The organism is Nostoc sp. NMS8 (assembly GCF_017115045.1).
Taxonomy (GTDB): Bacteria; Cyanobacteriota; Cyanobacteriia; order Cyanobacteriales; family Nostocaceae; genus Nostoc.
The window spans coordinates 81,517-99,195 of sequence record NZ_JABXKK010000109.1 but is presented as its reverse complement, the minus strand read 5'-3'; the positions used below and the strand labels follow the sequence as shown (position 1 = coordinate 99,195).

11 protein-coding genes and 1 pseudogene are annotated in these 17,679 nt (G+C 42.7%); 6 read left to right on the top strand and 6 right to left on the bottom strand.

Annotated elements, in window-relative coordinates:
• Window positions 1-107 (top strand): annotated as a pseudogene (locus tag HWQ39_RS29515) (photosystem II protein D1); the annotation flags it as partial.
• A 173-nt stretch (window positions 108-280) separates the two neighbouring features.
• The gene (gene aroC / locus HWQ39_RS29510; protein ID WP_292853325.1) at window positions 281-1,381 is read left to right on the top strand and encodes a chorismate synthase; all 1,101 of its coding nucleotides are present in this window, start codon (window positions 281-283) and stop codon (window positions 1,379-1,381) included.
• A gap of 220 nt (window positions 1,382-1,601) precedes the next feature.
• Here aroC and HWQ39_RS29505 read toward each other — a convergent pair whose 3' ends face one another.
• Together HWQ39_RS29505 and HWQ39_RS29500 are read right to left on the bottom strand one after the other, a co-directional pair.
• Window positions 1,602-3,314, bottom strand: coding sequence for an alpha/beta hydrolase (locus HWQ39_RS29505; protein WP_292853323.1), 1,713 nt, complete (start codon window positions 3,312-3,314; stop codon window positions 1,602-1,604).
• Between the two features lie 499 nt (window positions 3,315-3,813).
• On the bottom strand, window positions 3,814-4,746 hold the full coding sequence (locus HWQ39_RS29500; RefSeq protein WP_292853321.1) for a DMT family transporter: 933 nt from the start codon (window positions 4,744-4,746) through the stop codon (window positions 3,814-3,816).
• A gap of 613 nt (window positions 4,747-5,359) precedes the next feature.
• Here HWQ39_RS29500 and HWQ39_RS29495 point away from each other — a divergent pair.
• Entirely contained in the window at window positions 5,360-7,312 is a 1,953-nt protein-coding gene (locus HWQ39_RS29495) for a cytochrome c peroxidase (protein WP_292853319.1), read from the top strand.
• Window positions 7,313-7,748: 436 nt separating this feature from the next.
• Here the strand turns inward: HWQ39_RS29495 and HWQ39_RS29490 are convergent, their stop codons facing one another.
• Entirely contained in the window at window positions 7,749-8,606 is an 858-nt protein-coding gene (locus HWQ39_RS29490; RefSeq protein WP_292853317.1) for a fatty acid desaturase, read from the bottom strand.
• Between the two features lie 299 nt (window positions 8,607-8,905).
• Here HWQ39_RS29490 and HWQ39_RS29485 point away from each other — a divergent pair, with 299 nt between their 5' ends.
• Window positions 8,906-10,135 (top strand): TetR family transcriptional regulator, encoded by a 1,230-nt coding sequence (locus HWQ39_RS29485; protein ID WP_292853315.1) that lies wholly within the window; start codon window positions 8,906-8,908, stop codon window positions 10,133-10,135.
• A 63-nt stretch (window positions 10,136-10,198) separates the two neighbouring features.
• Here the strand turns inward: HWQ39_RS29485 and HWQ39_RS29480 are convergent, their stop codons facing one another.
• Entirely contained in the window at window positions 10,199-10,621 is a 423-nt protein-coding gene (locus HWQ39_RS29480) for a hypothetical protein (protein ID WP_292853313.1), read from the bottom strand.
• A 123-nt stretch (window positions 10,622-10,744) separates the two neighbouring features.
• On the opposite strand from HWQ39_RS29480, the gene HWQ39_RS29475 reads away from it, so the two are divergent.
• A complete protein-coding gene (locus HWQ39_RS29475) occupies window positions 10,745-11,041 on the top strand; it encodes a hypothetical protein (RefSeq protein WP_292853311.1) in 297 nt (98 codons plus the stop codon).
• Window positions 11,042-11,467: 426 nt separating this feature from the next.
• Here HWQ39_RS29475 and HWQ39_RS29470 read toward each other — a convergent pair whose 3' ends face one another.
• Window positions 11,468-13,075: a GMC family oxidoreductase N-terminal domain-containing protein gene (locus tag HWQ39_RS29470; protein WP_292853309.1), complete on the bottom strand. Its 1,608-nt coding sequence runs from the start codon at window positions 13,073-13,075 to the stop codon at window positions 11,468-11,470.
• A gap of 962 nt (window positions 13,076-14,037) precedes the next feature.
• Window positions 14,038-15,960: a DUF1565 domain-containing protein gene (locus tag HWQ39_RS29465; protein WP_292853307.1), complete on the bottom strand. Its 1,923-nt coding sequence runs from the start codon at window positions 15,958-15,960 to the stop codon at window positions 14,038-14,040.
• 589 nt (window positions 15,961-16,549) lie between these two features.
• Between HWQ39_RS29465 and HWQ39_RS29460 the strand changes: the two genes are divergently transcribed.
• Window positions 16,550-17,605, top strand: coding sequence for a thiamine phosphate synthase (locus HWQ39_RS29460; RefSeq protein WP_292853305.1), 1,056 nt, complete (start codon window positions 16,550-16,552; stop codon window positions 17,603-17,605).
• Window positions 17,606-17,679 lie beyond the last annotated feature (74 nt).

The window sequence follows — 17,679 nt, the reverse complement described above, 5'->3', positions numbered from 1 at the left end:
TGGGTATGGAAGTAATGCACGAGCGTAACGCTCACAACTTCCCTCTAGATTTGGCTGCTGGTGATGTTGCTCCTGTTGCTCTTACCGCTCCTGCTATCAACGGTTAATTCTGAAGCTTAGCTAAATTAGAAAGCGCCCTCTGGTAACGGAGGGCGCTTTCTTGTTTGTACGGGTAAAAAATAGCTTATACGTCATACAGTCCAAGTGCAAAATCACAAAAATTAACTTTTGCACAAACTCTAGGTAGAATACATAAGCCTAATCCTTTTTCTTTCAGATCATGGGCAACACTTTTGGTCATCTATTTCGCATCACTACTTTTGGTGAATCTCACGGCGGCGGTGTGGGGGTTGTGATTGATGGTTGTCCTCCACAACTAGAAATTTCGGCAGCAGAAATTCAAGTAGAACTAGATAGAAGGCGTCCGGGACAAAGTAAAATTACGACCCCTCGCAAAGAAGCCGATACTTGTGAGATATTATCAGGTGTATTTGAAGGCAAAACACTAGGAACGCCCATAGCAATTTTGGTACGGAACAAAGACACTCGTCCCCAAGACTACGATGAGATGGCATATAAGTATCGACCTTCTCATGCGGATGCAACTTATGATGCAAAATATGGCATTCGCAATTGGCAAGGTGGGGGAAGATCGTCAGCGCGTGAGACAATTGGCAGAGTAGCAGCAGGTGCGATCGCTAAAAAAATTCTCCGTCAAGTTGCCAATGTCGAAGTTATCGCTTACGTTAAGCGCATCAAAGACTTGGAAGGTGTAGTTGATCCCAACACTGTTACCTTAGAACAGGTTGAAAGCAACATCGTCCGTTGTCCCGATGCTGAATGTAGCGATCGCATGATTGAATTAATTGAGCAAGTTGGTAGACTTGGTGATTCTATCGGCGGTGTCGTAGAATGTGTGGCGCGTAATGTACCGAAAGCTTTAGGCGAACCAGTATTTGATAAATTAGAAGCTGATATCGCTAAGGGTGTGATGTCTCTCCCTGCTAGCAAAGGCTTTGAAATTGGTTCCGGTTTTGGGGGGACGCTGTTAACCGGAATTGAGCATAACGACGAATATTATATTGATGAAAATGGTGAAATTCGCACTGTAACTAACCGTTCTGGTGGTATTCAAGGGGGAATTTCCAACGGAGAAAATATCATTTTACGAGTTGCATTTAAGCCAACGGCGACAATTAGAAAAGAGCAAAAGACAGTAACTCGTGAAGGTGAAGAAACCCTACTAGCGGCAAAAGGACGGCACGATCCTTGTGTGTTACCGCGTGCAGTTCCAATGGTTGAGGCGATGGTAGCCCTGGTATTATGTGACCATTTGTTACGTCACAATGCACAGTGTAATACCATTTCACGAAATTATTGATACAAAGAAATCACTATTCTTGCCTCCCCTGCCTCCCTTGCTCCCCCTGCAAGAATCTGTATCAATCTTAAAGTGAAACGGTATAAGGTATTGTGATAATTACACTAATTTATGCTTCGGGGTGGGTGTTTGACTCGCCCTTTTTTATGTTCAAGTCAAATAAAAATCATCACATGCAGCAGTGCAACGCCAATATCCAACATCCAAAATCCGAAGCTGACTATGGTGTTGGGGAGTTTTTTTTTGCGGTTTTGGCTCCTTTAATATCCAGCAATTGAGCTAATTCGTTTGTATTCAATGACTTGACAAGGCTCAAGCCAAGCGACTTACTAGAAATGCTTTGAGCGTAGCCTGCATTTAGGTAGGGGGTGTATTGTGGCTTTCCGACAATGTATGTTTGGAAGAAAGGTAAACTCAAAACATTCATATAACGACGCGCTTGGGAAGCATCACCAATCATATCAGCAGGTAATGCTACTTGTTGATTTGCAGGATTACCATTACCAATGGTAGAAAAGTGAGTGCCACCTACAAGCATGACAAGATACTTTTGTGAATTTGTCAACCAGGAGAAAGGTAAAATTTGCTCAGATAAAGCTGGTGCAACTGTATCATCACTACTGCTGACAATCATTACTGGAGTTTTGATTTGACTTAAGCCAGCTTTACCTAAAATCGAACTAGTAACGGGATTAACTGCGATCGCAGCTTTCACTCTCTCATCCCGCAAGTTATAATCCTTGTCAGACTTGCTGCTCAATTCCAAAGCGCGACACTGGAGCAGTAAAGACATATTCCAGGTATTTTGTAGTGCTGCTGGTTGACAGTCTTGTTTTAGCTGCTCAAAGTTGATTTTAGCGCCTGCTAAGGCTAAGGCTGTATAGCCACCCAAAGATTGACCAAATACTCCGACTTGTTGCAGATTTAAGCGACCTTTAAACCGTGAATCAGATTGATTACCTTTTTCCAATTGATTCAAGATATATGTTATGTCCATTGGTCGGTCTTTAAATTCTCCTGGTTCTGCTACTTCAATGGCGTGTCCATTTAACAGAGAACGTAATTGTTTAGCATCACTACCAGGATGATTGGGAACGACAACGGCAAATCCGTAGGAAGCTAGATGAGTGGCTAAATATTGAAAGTTGCTACTGTCTAAACCCAAGCCGTGAGAAATGACAATTACTGGTGCAGCTTTCTGGACATTGGGAATGTAAACATCAGTCAATAAGAGCCGGTTGCGCCTTGAGTCGAAAAACTTCAGGATGTATTTTTGCGACTTCAACTTTCCCGGAACCTGTAAATCTGGTAATTGCGAGAAATTTGGTTGAGAAATAGTAGCAGCTTCTATTTTAGACTTTTGGGAAACTGCTGCGATCGCCTGATGGGTTTGGTTAACAAGTTTCTCCAATTCCGTAGATATTTCCAAAGTCTCGGCGACATCAAGGCGAATGCTGCTGCTGGGATATTTCCGCAACACATTCAAAAGTGTCAACCCTCCCGATTCACCAGAAGCTAAAATTAGCGCCGAACGCAAGGCACTAAATTCTGTTTTTGGCTGAGAAGATTTATTTATAATCACTTGCGCCAACCGATGCAGCAAAAATTCTCCTTGTGGAGTGTAGAGAAGTTGCGAAACTACTATCGGACTAACTTTCACACGATTAAGCAAAATCCGCCGCAATTCTTGAAGCTGTTCTAGAGGCAGATATTGCTGATAAGCTGCCAAATCTTCGTTAATTACACCTGTTTTGGCGTAATTCTCTAAAGTGGAGACTGAAATGGAAAGCTCTAAAGCTGAATAAGATGCATAAATCCGCTCTGCTGCCAAGACAGAATTACTAATTCCAAATGTTGGCAGCACCATTGAAAGAACCAGCAATAGGGAATTTTTTCTGAGGGTGCTGGCCCAATTACCAAACAAACTATTCATCGCTCAACTGTTTCAGTGGTCTGGTTTTATCGGGTGTTGGCTTTGGTAGTTATTCGGGCGCCCTGCTTAGTTTACTTAAAGTTATTAGCCTCAATTTTATCAAAACAGAATTTAGGAGTCAGGAGTTATAATTCAGGATGAATTATGTATGACTTGCGAATGTAGCTTGCTGAAAATAATAGGTATAAATGGGTTTAAAATCTCCACTAAATCTAAGATTTAGTAGTCAAAAAAAGTAGTGATTCCCAATTTACCTAGTAATTTATGCTGACTCCTGAATTCTGATTTTTGAATTCTTTTTCAAGGATTTTTCGGCTATCAAGTCAACAATTAACAACTACAGAGTCACGCAGATCGGTAAAGTATCTGTCTGACTTCAGTAGCTTGCCTTCACTATTAAATCATAACAAATAAAAAATACTCTGCCTCAGTATTTATGTTGTAGCTTTGAATAAAGCACTAATTCATTAGCTAAAAAACCCAGTAAAAATCCCGAAAATCATGGCAATTCACCCGATTTTCCCAAGGCGATCGCTACTGAACCTGTGACTACTAAACCTGCACCTAATATTGCGATAAAAGTGAAATATTCTGGTGCTATTAAAGAAGGTGCAATAACTGATACAACTACAACTGATATTAATGTCACAATGGGAGCTAGAGCGATTACTGCACTTACCCGTGATGCTTCCCAATGTTCTAATGATTCGGCAAAAGCACCATAAGCGATTAAAGTATTCAAAGCACAGAAAACTAACATTCCTAAATGGAAACCATCAAGTATAAAAAGTGATTTTACTCGGGCTAAAGGAGTGAATAATAAAGCACATCCCCCGTAAATAATCAGCATAATACTAGGGGAAGATAAAGATTGTAATAATTGCTTTTGTGCCAAAGCATAAATAGCCCATGCTGCCGATCCTAGTGCAATCAAGAAACTACCGAGTATGTAAGTGCCATGCGCTGTAATTAAATTTGTGAGTTGTTCCCGAAAAAATAAAAGATAACCGCAAATCATTACACTTACACCAATCCATTGAGACAGTCGGTAACGTTCTTTAAAAATAACTAATCCTCCAAAACCTAATAAAAGGCTAGATAATTGAATGAGAACTTCAGCATTAGCAGGCGATGTCAGCGCTAAACCATGCATGAACAAAAAGTAATTAATCCCTAAGAAAAGTGTTGCGATCGCTAATAATTTTCCAGAAGCAGAACGCAATTGTTCTAACTTTGGTAATTTACCGCGTATTCCTAAATACATGGCAAGCAGAAAAAATGATATCAAAAAGCGAAACCAAATAACGGTATAGACATCAAGTACTTGTAGAGTTACCGTCAGGGCAATAGGTAAAATTCCCCACAATAAGACCGTCAATAGCGATAATGCTAGCCCTAAGCGCCACCGACCAGAATTTTGATGTAGTGACATTTAAGTATCCTACTCAAAGTAGGGCTAATTGTAAGCTGAAATATATCTAAGATTTTAAGTTCTTATTGATAAAGTATCTTAATATAGCGGTTCCCATTCAGATGAGGTACAACATTACATCGTAAGGTGTAGGGGCACGGCATGCCGTGCCCCTACACCTTACTAGGTCGGAAAACGCTATAAGTTAAACCACATCTACTAGTTTGCATCATCTGAAATTTTACATTTCTTGTAAGGTGAGCATCTCGCTTGCCCAATATATGCAAATTCAAGAATATAGAGCTTACCTACCTACTCAATTTACTTGTATCTCGAAGTAAGTATTTTTTGTTTACATAAAATTTGTAAATTACGTAATTATTTTACATGAATATTAAATTTCAACCTCAATCGTAAATGTATACTCTATCTCAATGTTATTTTTTTACAAAAAACTATGGGGATTATACCCATAATTAGCTTAGTGATTTTTATTGCTAGCTTATCAATTTACTTGCTGTTGACTTCAAGAGGTAGATTTTTGCTCAAATCTTTAATTACAAAAATAAAGCGGCAAGAGTCGAGATTCAGATATCGCAAGCTTAAGTACTTGAGATCAAGATTTTTAAAGACTATGACAATTGCTGCCCTGATTATGGCAGCAGTAATAGCTGGAAATACTGTATCAGCCCAAGTCACACCGCCGCCTCTAGCCTCGCTAAGAAGCATATCGGTTCCACAGCCTGACAATCTTGGAGACTTCGTAAAAGACAAAGTAGCCGCCATCAAGTTAGGAAAAGCTCTTTTCTGGGATATGCACGTTGGAAGCGATGGACAAACTTCCTGTGCTAGTTGCCACTTCCATGCTGGGGCTGACAATAGATCCAAAAATCAGATCAATCCTGGGCTTTTACGAATTAACGCCGATGGGACAGCTAATCCAGATACAATTTTTAATGTAGGCGGACTACCAAACTACCAGCTAAAGCCGGAAGATTTCCCATTCCACAAACTGTCAAACCCAGATGATCCTACGACTCTTGTATCTGACAAAAACGATGTCAGTTCCTCTCAGGGGGCCTTCAATACAAAGTTTGTTGATGTCATACCTGGTAATGCACAAGACAAAGTAACAAACGAGCCAGATCTGGTGTTTAATGTGGGTGGTATAAATGTGCGCCAAGTCCAGGGGCGTAACACACCAACTGTAATTAATGCAGCGTTCAACTTCCGTAACTTCTGGGACGGAAGGGCACAAAACATTTTTAATGGGGTGAATCCCTTCGGTTTAAGAGATCCTAATGCCTCTGTTGTCAAAGCCGAGAACCCAAATCAGCCTAAATTTGTCAAAATCAGCCTGAATAATTCGTCTTTGGCTTCTCAGGCGCTCGGCCCACCACTCAGTTCTACCGAGTTGTCCGCCAATGGTCGTACTTTTCAAGAAGTTGGTGATAAGTTCGGACGAATTAGTAATGGTAAAAAGCTCCCCCGAAAACTTGGGAAAAAGTTATTTGCTCTCAGACCTTTAGGTGAGCAAATAGTGCATCCACAAGACAGCGTTTTAGGTCGAGATAGTAGGTGGCCCAAACCCGGACTCAAAGATAGAACTTATGAGCAGATGATTCAAGATGCCTTCAAGCCAGAGTGGTGGAAGTCTAATCGACTTATCCAAGTTGATGCTCAAGGTCAACGAAATATTGTCAAGAGGCCCGATCGCTCCTTGAAGACTAATGAGTACACATTGACGGAGTACAATTTCTCGCTATTCTTTGGGCTGGCAATTCAGTTATATGAGTCTACACTCATTGCCAATGATACGCCCTTCGATCGTTTCTTGGAAGGAAACACTACTGCCCTAACCCCGCAGCAGCAAAAAGGGAAACAAATATTTGAGGGGAAAGGTCTGTGTATTGGTTGTCATATCGGATCGGAATTAACAGCTGCTTCAGTCAGCAGCGTGGCTAAAGACGGACGAATCAAACGTGCGCCGTTCGGAGCAAGATCCCCTGAAGACAATGGCTTCTTCAATATCGGCGTTAGACCTGCCACAGACGACCCCGCTTTGGGTGGTAATGACGGTTTGTTTGGTAACGGTCAAGGTAATCCGCTTTCAGAGGCACGATTGGCTCAGTTGGGCAAATTTCAGCTTCTCCTCGGCGAAAACCCTCCCATTCTCACTCCACCATTGAATTCTAGTGAAACTGTGTTTGCAAACGGAGCCTTTAAAGCACCTGGACTTCGCAATGTGGAACTCACAGCTCCCTACTTCCACAATGGAGGTCAGGCAACCTTAGAACAAGTGGTTGATTTTTATAATCGGGGTGGCGATTTTGGCGTTCTTCCTCCACTGAATCTTTCACCGGAAGAAAAACAGCAATTGGTCGCCTTTTTAAAAGGACTGACTGATGAGCGAGTTAGGTATGATAAAGCGCCTTTTGACCACCCGCAATTGTTTGTCCCCAATGGACATCCAGGTGATTCTACATCTGTTACCAATGACGGCACTGGCAAAGCTACAGATAGTCTACTGGAAATTCCTGCTGTTGGTAGGAATGGTGGTAGTGCTAGTCCAAATTTCTTGAACTAAGTAGCAAGTTAGCTAGTTAGGGAACTCCAAGAAATAGATTATCCAATATTGTGGGGCGGGCAAGATGCCCGCCCCACAATAGTTAATTGAACCTGAGTTCGACAGAATCATATAGTGTCCATCTAATTAGCCGTAAAAAAGACCTCTCCCTGGTTTTACTATGCAAAACCGTCCCTCTGCGACTCGGAGAGGGACAGACTTGAACTTTAGTTCAACGCAGAGAGAGGTTTATCGAACTCACGTTAATTGAATATTTTTTTATTTGGAAGTCCATTAACAAACTTCGGCGGGTTTAAGTCCCCGACTACAAGAGAAACCGCAAGTTTTGTGGCGGGGTCTGTCTTGCAAAATTGCTCTAAACCGTTAGATATAAAAAATATTAAGCCGATTGCTTTCCGCAGTCGGCTTAACAAATTCCTGATAATTGAGTTGCAACTTAGCTGTGAATTGCACCTTGAGGAGGACGCGATACAACTTTTTTGGCTAAACCCAAAGTCTGCAAAGCTAAGATGCTCCACCAAGTAACATCAATTTCCCACCAAGATAACCCAGATTTCGCCATGTGGGGATAGGTATGATGGTTGTTGTGCCATCCTTCTCCATAAGTGACGAGGGATACCCACCAAAGATTACGAGCGCCATCATTAGCATCAAAGGTGCGATAACCCCACAGGTGTGATGCTGAGTTCACAAACCAGGTTGAGTGCCAAAGCAAGACACATCTGAGAAATACTCCATAAAACACAAAAGACCATCCTCCCAAGGCATAAAGCAGCAGCCCGAAGGGTATTTGCAACAGTAAGAAGTAACGATCTAACCAGCAATAATAGGGTTGTCTTGCTAGATCGGGCGCATATTTTTTATAGGTGTCATAGTCAAAAAATTCTGGACGTGGGTAGAAAATCCATAGTATGTGACTCCACCAAAATCCTCTTTGGGCAGAATAGGGATCTAAATTTATGTCTTCTGTGTGGGCGTGATGCTGGCGGTGTCCACCTACCCAAAAAATTGGCCCGCCTTGTAAAGCCAGCGCTCCAATGAGGGCGATCGCATACTCTAACCACTTAGGAACCTGAAAACTTTTATGGCTCAGTAGTCGGTGATATCCCAGGCAAATACCAATACTCCCGAATAACCAGTGCAGAAACACTAGCAAAGCTAATGCTGACCAGGAAAAAAACCAAGGAGCCAAAAGTGCTAAAGCATGAAATGTAGCAAAAAATACCACATTTGTCCAACTGAGCCGAGGTGAGTTGCCTCTCTCAGGGGCGATCGCCCCAAAATTTGCGGTCATAAAAATTCCTGTTAATGGATGATGAAGTGATTTACTTTTTATTGGGCATCCCACTAAGGATTTACCCACACTGTCACCAGTTAGTTACAGTGAGCCAGCGCGGTCTTCTCCCAAAGGGAGACGCCAAGGGCGATAGCGCAGCGTTAGCGAGGTACAAGCGTCTGGGGGGTTTCCCCCATTAGCGACTGGCGTTAGCGACGCAGGAGCGTCAGCCGTAGGGTAAAGTAAAGCAAGTATCACTTACATTTGTTATGCTAGCAGAACTCTAATTTCCGTGCAAGTGCCACTTGCATTTCTTTATGTCTTCTCAACTCATTTCCACTCGTCAACGCTTGATTCAAGCTGCACTTGAGTTGTTTTCTGCTCATGGAGTCAGCGCCACTACAACCCGTCAAATTGCTGAAAAAGCCGAAGTCAATGAAGTGACTCTATTTCGGAATTTTGGCAATAAGCACGGGCTACTTTTGGCTGTGCTGGAAGAGTCCGCAGCCTTCAAGGATTTAGGCGAGTCGCTGGTAAGGCGGGCAACGCCTCCCGGCAATGTCTACCAAGCTCTTAAAGATTATGCAAGTGACACTTTACATGCCTTAGAACGAGTACCAGAGTTCGTCCGGTCTGTGGTAGGTGAAGCCGACCAATTCCCGGCAGAAAATCGTCGCGCACTAGGCAGGGGAGTAACAGAAGCAAACCGCTATGTAGCTCAGTATTTAGCTACTGTAATCCAGCAAGGACACCTAAACACCTACTTACCGGCAGAAAAATTAGCCAGTTTACTAAATGGGATGATCTTGGGATATGCCGTAATTGAGTTCACCAGCGAATTTCACGAACTTTGGGAGGATCGGGATGATTTTCTGGAAAATTTGGTGGAATTGTTTTTACATGGAGCTATGTCATCCTCAGCAGAACTAGCAACAAACTCTTTACAAGGAGGGTTCATCACCACAGAAGTAGCTGATTTGCCTGCTACTTTAGTTCACGAAATTCTGCAACAAGCCAGGAAATTTGGCATCCGAGATTATGCCTTGGCTTACGTGTTATTTGGCGCTGGATTATCCACTATAGAAATAACTAGCTTGGAGCGATCGCACCAAATTTGCGATACTCAAGGGCACTTCTTGCAAATTACAATCCCCGGATTTGTCCGTCAAGTATCTGTAAATCAGTGGATTTTGGGCAAACGCTACGGTGCTTTTACCAATAATCCCTTAATCAAATGGCTGAAAAGTCGTAAAGATGCTCAAACAGCCATGTTTCTGAATGAAACAGGCACACCCATCTCAGAATCAGAGATTGAGACACGTTGGCAAGTATGGAGTGAAGGATTATTAACTCCCCAAGGACAAGCGCCAGTCATAGCACAAGCACAACAAACCTGGCGTGTAGAAATGTTGATGCGGGGAATCACCTTGGAAAATTTAATTATTTTAACAGGTTGCGATCGCGCCCAATTACAACCATACGTCCGCCGAGCCAAAGAAAAAGCTGCCCTAGAGCAAGCCACCCGTTTGGATCATAAACCAGGATAGGTTTTTCAGGAGCAGGGGAAGCAAAGATAAAGGAGCGATTGTCAGCATGATGCAGTTAAACGATTAGGGTAAAACAACAGAGGTTTCTTTACCATAGTTGTTTGCACCATTCAAGATTGTAGCTGTACTTTCAGATGGGGATTGGGTGTTGCTCGAACGGCGTGATAATTTCTTGCGTGACTTGCCTCCCGCCTGGACATATTGCAAACTGTCTTTGCCATAATGGGTTGCTACACTCATTAACATCTTTTCAGAGTAGCCGCGCAATTCTTCTTCAATTAGAGAGAGGCGACCCGTCATTTCATCTAGGGTAGAGAGTAAAGTGTTATATGTAGATAGCTGGGTTTGTAAGTTTTGGATGCGGCTGTCGTAGTCTGTCAAATTTAATCCGTTACCAAATTCTAGCGTCGGGCTAATCGATCGCATTCCTGCAATTCGACGGAGAGCGTTTTCGAGAGTCAGTGAACTGCGTTTTAGTCGTGCCATAAAATGCGCTCCTGAAGGAAGTTATAGGATTACTGCATGTACTCTAGCCAATGCAACAATAAACTTCTCTGAGAGATAATTCGGAAAAATTAAAGCAAATTAAGATCGACCTAATTATTTTTAGTGGATTGTACTGAGGTATTTATTAAACTTGTCAAAAAAGTAACATTAAATAAGCAACAGATACCTCAAAGTCGTTTTGAGGTACTCCAAAGTCGTTTTGAGGTACTCCAAAGTCGTTTTGAGGTACTTCAAAGTCGTTTTGAGGTACTCCAAAGTCGTTTTGAGGTACTTCAAAGTCGTGTTGAGGTACTTCAAAGTCGTTTTGAGGTATTAGATGATGAGTTTTGTTTCCTTAACCCGATTGACGGCGAAGGCGATCGCGCCCAAAAGTATCATAAATATAATTTAACTATTTAATCCAGTCAGAACTCAAATCCCAACTTATGATCCTAAGTTGGGAAAATACTCAAGATTAGTGACGCTGCTCACAACCACGAGAAAATAATACTTTTCGCCCCCCATTACACGTAATGGCTCAAAAGTGTAATGCTGCATGAATTACGAGCCAAAACGATAAGCCAACTATAAAATTTACACTGCGTAGCTTGCCGCCGCAGGCATCGCCACGGATGAAACTGTACCAATTGAAGTCTCTGAAATTTAGGAGCTTCAAACCCAAGATGAGCCGTATTAAATTGTTGCACCAAATAATCCATAGGTTAATTGGTACATTGAGAATTGCCAAATATATCGATTGACAGAATGCTTAACCAGGAAGCGTTACAGGCAAGCCCGTAACTATCTGTACGATTGCTCATTTGACCCCGCGATCGCGCCAGCGATTTAGTTTCCCATTGCTGAAGCTACTTGCTGTGAAACGCGACCTGCTGCTTTAATTAAATCGGCTCCTTTTTCGCCGATCATAATGGTGGGCGCGTTTGTATTGCCCCCGATCAGAGTTGGCATGATCGATGCATCAACAACCCGCAACCCCTCAACCCCATGTACCCGGAGTTCCGGCGAGACAACCGCCATTGGGTCAGTTCCCATTTTGCAGGTGCCGACAGGATGATACCCCGTAATGCAAACTGAGCGGATGTAACTTGAGAGTGCTTCATCGCTAGTCACGTCAGCACCGGGACCGATTTCTCTACCTCGAAACTGATCAAAGGCACTTGTATGAAACAATTGGCGCATAATTTTAACTCCTTCAATCACATGCAGCACATCGGATTGACTTTGCAGAAAGTTCATCCGAATAATTGGTGGGTCTTTAGGGTCAGACGATCGCAAACTGACACTCCCAATGTTTTGGGGATGAGTCAAACTGACTGTAACAGTGAATCCCAAACCGGAGAGGGTAGTGCCAGGAGATATCCATAGAATGTTACCGAAGAAAAACTGTAAATCTGGCGCGGCATCCAGATTCCCTTCGGTATGTAAAAACAATCCGGCTTCAGCGTTACCATTACTGGTAATTGCTGGGTTTAATCCGGCAATTACTTGGTGTGCCGCAGGAGTAGTAATTGTTGGCTGTAACTCGGCAATTATCTGGTGTGCTACAGGAACGAGAAAGTGGTCTTGGAGGTTTTGACCGACACCTGGCAAATCAACGACGACAGGAATCCCCAATTTTTGCAGGTGTTCTGCATCACCAATGCCGCTTTGCATGAGCAGCTTGGGCGAATCGAATGCACCAGCACTTAAAATGACTTCTTTATTAACCCTAGCTTGGTGCAGCTGACTATGGTGCATATATTCCACCCCAACGGTGCGGGTTCCCTCAAACAATAACCGCGTTACCAACGCTCCTGTGATCGTTGTTAAATTGGGACGCTGGAGAATTGGCACTAAGAATGCAGCAGCAGCACTGTGACGAAAACCATCCTTCACCGTCAACTGATAAATTCCCGCACCTGATTGCTGTATCCCATTGAAATCAGGATTGTGGTTATATCCGATTGCCACGGCTGCTTCTACAAATCGTTGGGATGCTACAGTAGGGGCTTGAATATCGGTCACGCTCAACTCACCATCAACCCCGTGGTATGCATCGACACCGCGTTGCTGGTTCTCAGACTTCTTGAAATAGGGCAATACATCTTGGTAACTCCAACCAGGATTCCCCAATGACTGCCAGTGGTCATAATCGTGATGATTGCCCCGGATATAAATCATGGAATTAATCGAACTGCTGCCACCCAAGACTTTGCCACGGGGACAAAAGATTTTGCGGTTATTGAGGTACGGTTCTGGTTCGGAGAAATATCCCCAGTCCACCTCCGATCCGGGTAGGTTGGGGGATGACAACGGGATTTGAATCTCTGGTTTAGTATCCTCTTCGCCAGCTTCGAGTAATAACACGGTTGTTTCACCGTCTTCTGTCAAGCGGTTGGCGACGACGCAGCCTGCCGAACCCGCACCAATCACAATATAGTCATATTGAGTCATCACATCCTCGCTTGTAAATTCAACTACTTCAAGAACTGCAAATTGAAGATTGGTTAAAGCTTGAAGTTTAGGAATCTGACTATTGCATTACGACCAACATAAAGATTTCTACTAAATCTCAAAGGCTAATTTTTCTACTGATTGTGCAAAATTCGGGTCAGATTTCATTACCTCTTGTAAGTAACCAACTACTTATCTAAATCAGCCCTTGACCCTTTTTCTACCTCTACAAAAGCTGTTGCTGCCTCAAATTACCTCAAAGCTTGTTCTAAATCTTGTCACGTAGCGCTTTTATATGAGCTAGAGTTGCTTGTGTCAGCTTCTCAATTGTCTTTCCAAAAGCTACTTTCAAAGACTTTGTTGCGATTGCATTCTGACACTGCGCCTAGCGCAATCACACCAGCAGTTAGTGGCTGCATGTACTACCTCATGAGTGCAGTATATTTTACTAAATATACATGGTTTTCAAGGGCATTCCACAACTGCAAAGAAATTTTTGATTACACAATTGGGCTATAAGGTGGAACACATTCCTAGAATGGTTTACATTTCGTCGGTTCGCACAGCAAGCTTGTCGAAAATAACCCGCCATCATAGATTAATGGGGATAAAGGGCAAGTCTAATAGGGCAATCACTTTCTCAGTAATTAGTAAAACGGAAAAAACTGAGCCTGCTGTATCCAGACGCAAGTCGCCAAATCAGCGCAGATATAAGGGTGTGCGATCGCGGGAATATCCGCGTTGCTGAATAAAGGCAAGTCCCAAAATTCACATTGAGTCAAGCTGTTAAATTAAAAAAATCCCGTTACTGACATTCCAGTAACGGGTTCTATGTTAACTAGCTTGATTAATACGCCGTTTTAACTCAGCCTCTAATTGTTCTAGAGTGCTGAGTAAAAAAGTGAGATTCCCTACTCAGCACTTGCAACTCGAAACTCGGAACTGTTTTGCCCAATACCGAATTAATTCAACGGCTCCATAATGGCTCTTAAACCGTTGCTAGAGAGTGTTTTGAGCATTTCTTTGGCGTTATATTCACTGCTAAATACTCCTGCCTGCATAACTTTTTGACCTTCCCAAACTGTGGGAAATGCACCAGGAACAAGCGATCGCACTAAATCTTTATCTCTATCAGTTGCTAGTGGCACTACTACGCGATAACGTACACCAAATTGTGTTGCAGAGTTACCACGATATGAAATACTTGCAGAACTTGTTCGCAGATTGCGAATATTAGCAATGGGGATATTGTTGTTAGAAAGTGGTAAAAGTGCAGAAGCCTCTGGGACAGCAGTTTTCAGTATTGGTGATGGCTGCTGTATTTGATTCCTCATAATTGGAACTGGTGGCTGTGCAACTGAATTAGATGGATACTCAGGGGCACTAAACTCAATCGTATTAGGATCAATCCGCACATAATTTAACTGTGGTGTATTAGGCGGCTGTGCAACTTGAGTGTCAGTTGATATTTGTCTACCTGACAAGCTGCTAGGAGTAGGAAATCCGGCGACTTTTGAGGTGGGTGGTTGTTGATTGGATCTAGCGGTGGAAAGTGATATATTAGCTGGCACCAATGGCAGCAGTTGACTATTTAATTGTGTAGAAACAGGATTATTTGCTGAAATGTTGTTGCTGCTTTGCCTATTAGTAGTTTCAGAGATTTCGGAAGCCGAAAAGCTTATTTCACCGTGTGCTGGTATTTCTCGTAAAACATTATTGGCAGCAGGTTGAGAATTTTGGGTTGCTAGTGCTGTTGTCCCGTTAATATCTACCTTGCCAGTGATGCGATCGCTCACAAGATTGTTACCAGCAGCAGAAATTACCTGTTTAGCAGTGCTGGCGTTAATGTCGTAGCGGCCGTTATTTTGAAATGTATTACCCCCAGGTTCCGATGCACTACCCAAATCTGGCATTGCTTGAGCGATCGCAACTAAACCATCTTCTTTATTATCTTGAATAATATTATTCCGTAAAATCGGGCGGGCTTTTGCTTGCACGACAATTCCCGATCTATTGTTCTGAATTTGATTCCCTATGACTATTGGAGCGGAATTTTGGGCAATATTAATCCCAAAACCCGTTTCGTGAAAGATATTTTCCTTCACTTGGGGGCTGGAGTTACCGGCAATTGTGATGCCATTAGCTCCATTGCGATCAAAGTAATTCTTACTAATAGTAGGTGCTGCATTACCACTGACAGAAATCCCATCTTGAGTACTGCCAGTGAATGTATTTTCTGCAACTACCGGATTGCTAGATTCAATCCATAAACCGTAACCACGGGGGTTAGAGTTCGTCACTGTCACCCCAGTCAGCAAGACTTGGTTTGCCCCAACAATTGTGACATTTTGACCGGCAAAGCTCCGACTCAGGTAATCACCGCCTCCCTGAATAATAATGTCTTTACCTTGATTGCTAGGGTTGCCTTGAATTGAAACACCCGGTTTCAGAATTAAGGGAAATTCCTCTCCTGTCTCGGCGCTATAAGTACCCGTGGAAAGCATAATTACAGTATTGGCATTAGCTAATCGCAACGCTTGGGTAATAGTTTTTACAGGAGCGGATTCGCTGCCATTGCCTGCTTTGTCATCTCCGATGCTAGGGTTGACAGACAGCACATTAGTCTGAGAAGGTGTTTTCTCACTTAGAGGTGCTGAATCTGGTGTTGATGGAATCTGAGCTATGCCTTCTCTACGAGAGGCTCCGCCAACGGCGAGCTGCGCTAACGCACTACCCAGAAACGCCAAACTTGCCGCTCCCAGACTGACGGTAAATAATAATACTGAAAAACTGAAGAATAAAAGCCTTGCTGATTTGAGAAACCTCAGCTTTGCAAGCAAAACATCTACTTTACGGTACTTGTCAAACACATAAGGGAGAATCATATTTAACACGACTCCTTAGAAGTAATCATAAATTCTTATACTCTTACAGAGTATTATGTCGATAATATTACTCACATATTGACCAATTGGCGATATTTCATACAGAGTAATAAATGATATTAGACTTCTCCAGAAATTAATTATGTGTTGCCTAAAATTCTTGCTAGGTACAATTGATGAATTGTGCCTACGTCATTTATCTATTAGATATAGGAGTGAAATTAAATATACGTTATCCAGAACCCTTGTAGAGACGTAGCAGTGCTACGTCTCTACATTCATTTTTCACTGATATCTCTTTTCACTGATATCTCTATTGTGGATTCCTTGATGTATTCCCTCTTGTCAGTCCTTTGTAAGTTTGTCGTTCACCGTAAAATACTTGACTAAACTTAGTGCAAAACTGTAGCCTCAAACTACCCTTATCACTGTCTATAGGAACATGGGATAATTTACCATAACCCTCACTACTACGTTGTTTTGCGTAGATTCAGCAAAAATCTAGTAAAAAAAAGCAAATTAATTAACTATGGTTACTAGGGCTTATGATAATTCACACTTTGATGAAAGCACTAATGGGGTTGTTGTAATGGTCGAGCCATACAGCCAAAAAGAGCAAATACAGCAAGTTGTTTACCGCATTTTAGATGCCAATTTAGACCGCGCTCGTGAGGGCTTGCGAATTATTGAGGAATGGTGTCGGTTTGGGTTGAATAATGCCCAGTTGGCTCTTGAATGCAAGCGCTTGCGACAAGAGGTAGCCAAGTGGCATACCTCCGAACTGCGGGCAGCGCGAGATACACCAGGCGATCCGGGGACTGAGTTAACCCATCCTCAGGAAGAACAACGAGCTAGTATCAAATCGGTATTGCAAGCTAACTTTTGCCGGATAGAAGAAGCATTGCGGGTGTTGGAAGAATACAGCAAGCTTTATCAGCCAAATATGGCTAAAGCTTGTAAGCAGATGCGCTATCAAGTTTATACCCTAGAAAGTAGTTTAATGGGTCATCAGCGCCATCAATTATTATGGCGATCGCATTTGTATCTTGTTACTTCTCCTAATGAAAGTTTGTTGAACAATGTCGAAGCTGCACTCAAAGGCGGATTAACGCTTCTACAGTACCGCGACAAAACCGCCGATGATTCTTTGCGCCTGGAACAAGCGAGAAAATTACGGCAGTTATGCCACATCTACGGCGCTTTGTTCATTGTTAACGATCGCGTTGATCTAGCTTTAGCTGTCGATGCCGATGGAGTGCATCTGGGACAACAAGATATGCCTATTACCATTGCTCGGCAATTACTAGGTTCCCAACGTTTGATAGGTCGCTCTACCACAAACAAAGAAGAAATGCAAGCAGCAATTGCTGAAGGTGTAGATTATATTGGCGTGGGGCCAGTTTATGAAACTCCCACAAAAGTAGGTAAAGCAGCAACAGGGCTAGAATATGTCAGTTATGCCGCCAAAAATTGCTCAATTCCCTGGTTTGCGATTGGGGGAATAGATGCCAATAATATCAATGATGTGATCGATGCTGGAGCCGAACGTGTAGCGGTAGTGCGATCGCTTATGCAGGCCGAACAGCCTACCCTCGTGACACAATATTTACTCTCCCAACTCAATCGCATTAAACCAGAACTTTAAAAGAGTCATTTGTCATTTGTCATTTGCCCAAAGTGAGTAACCAATACCCAATTTCCAATACCCAATTTCCAATG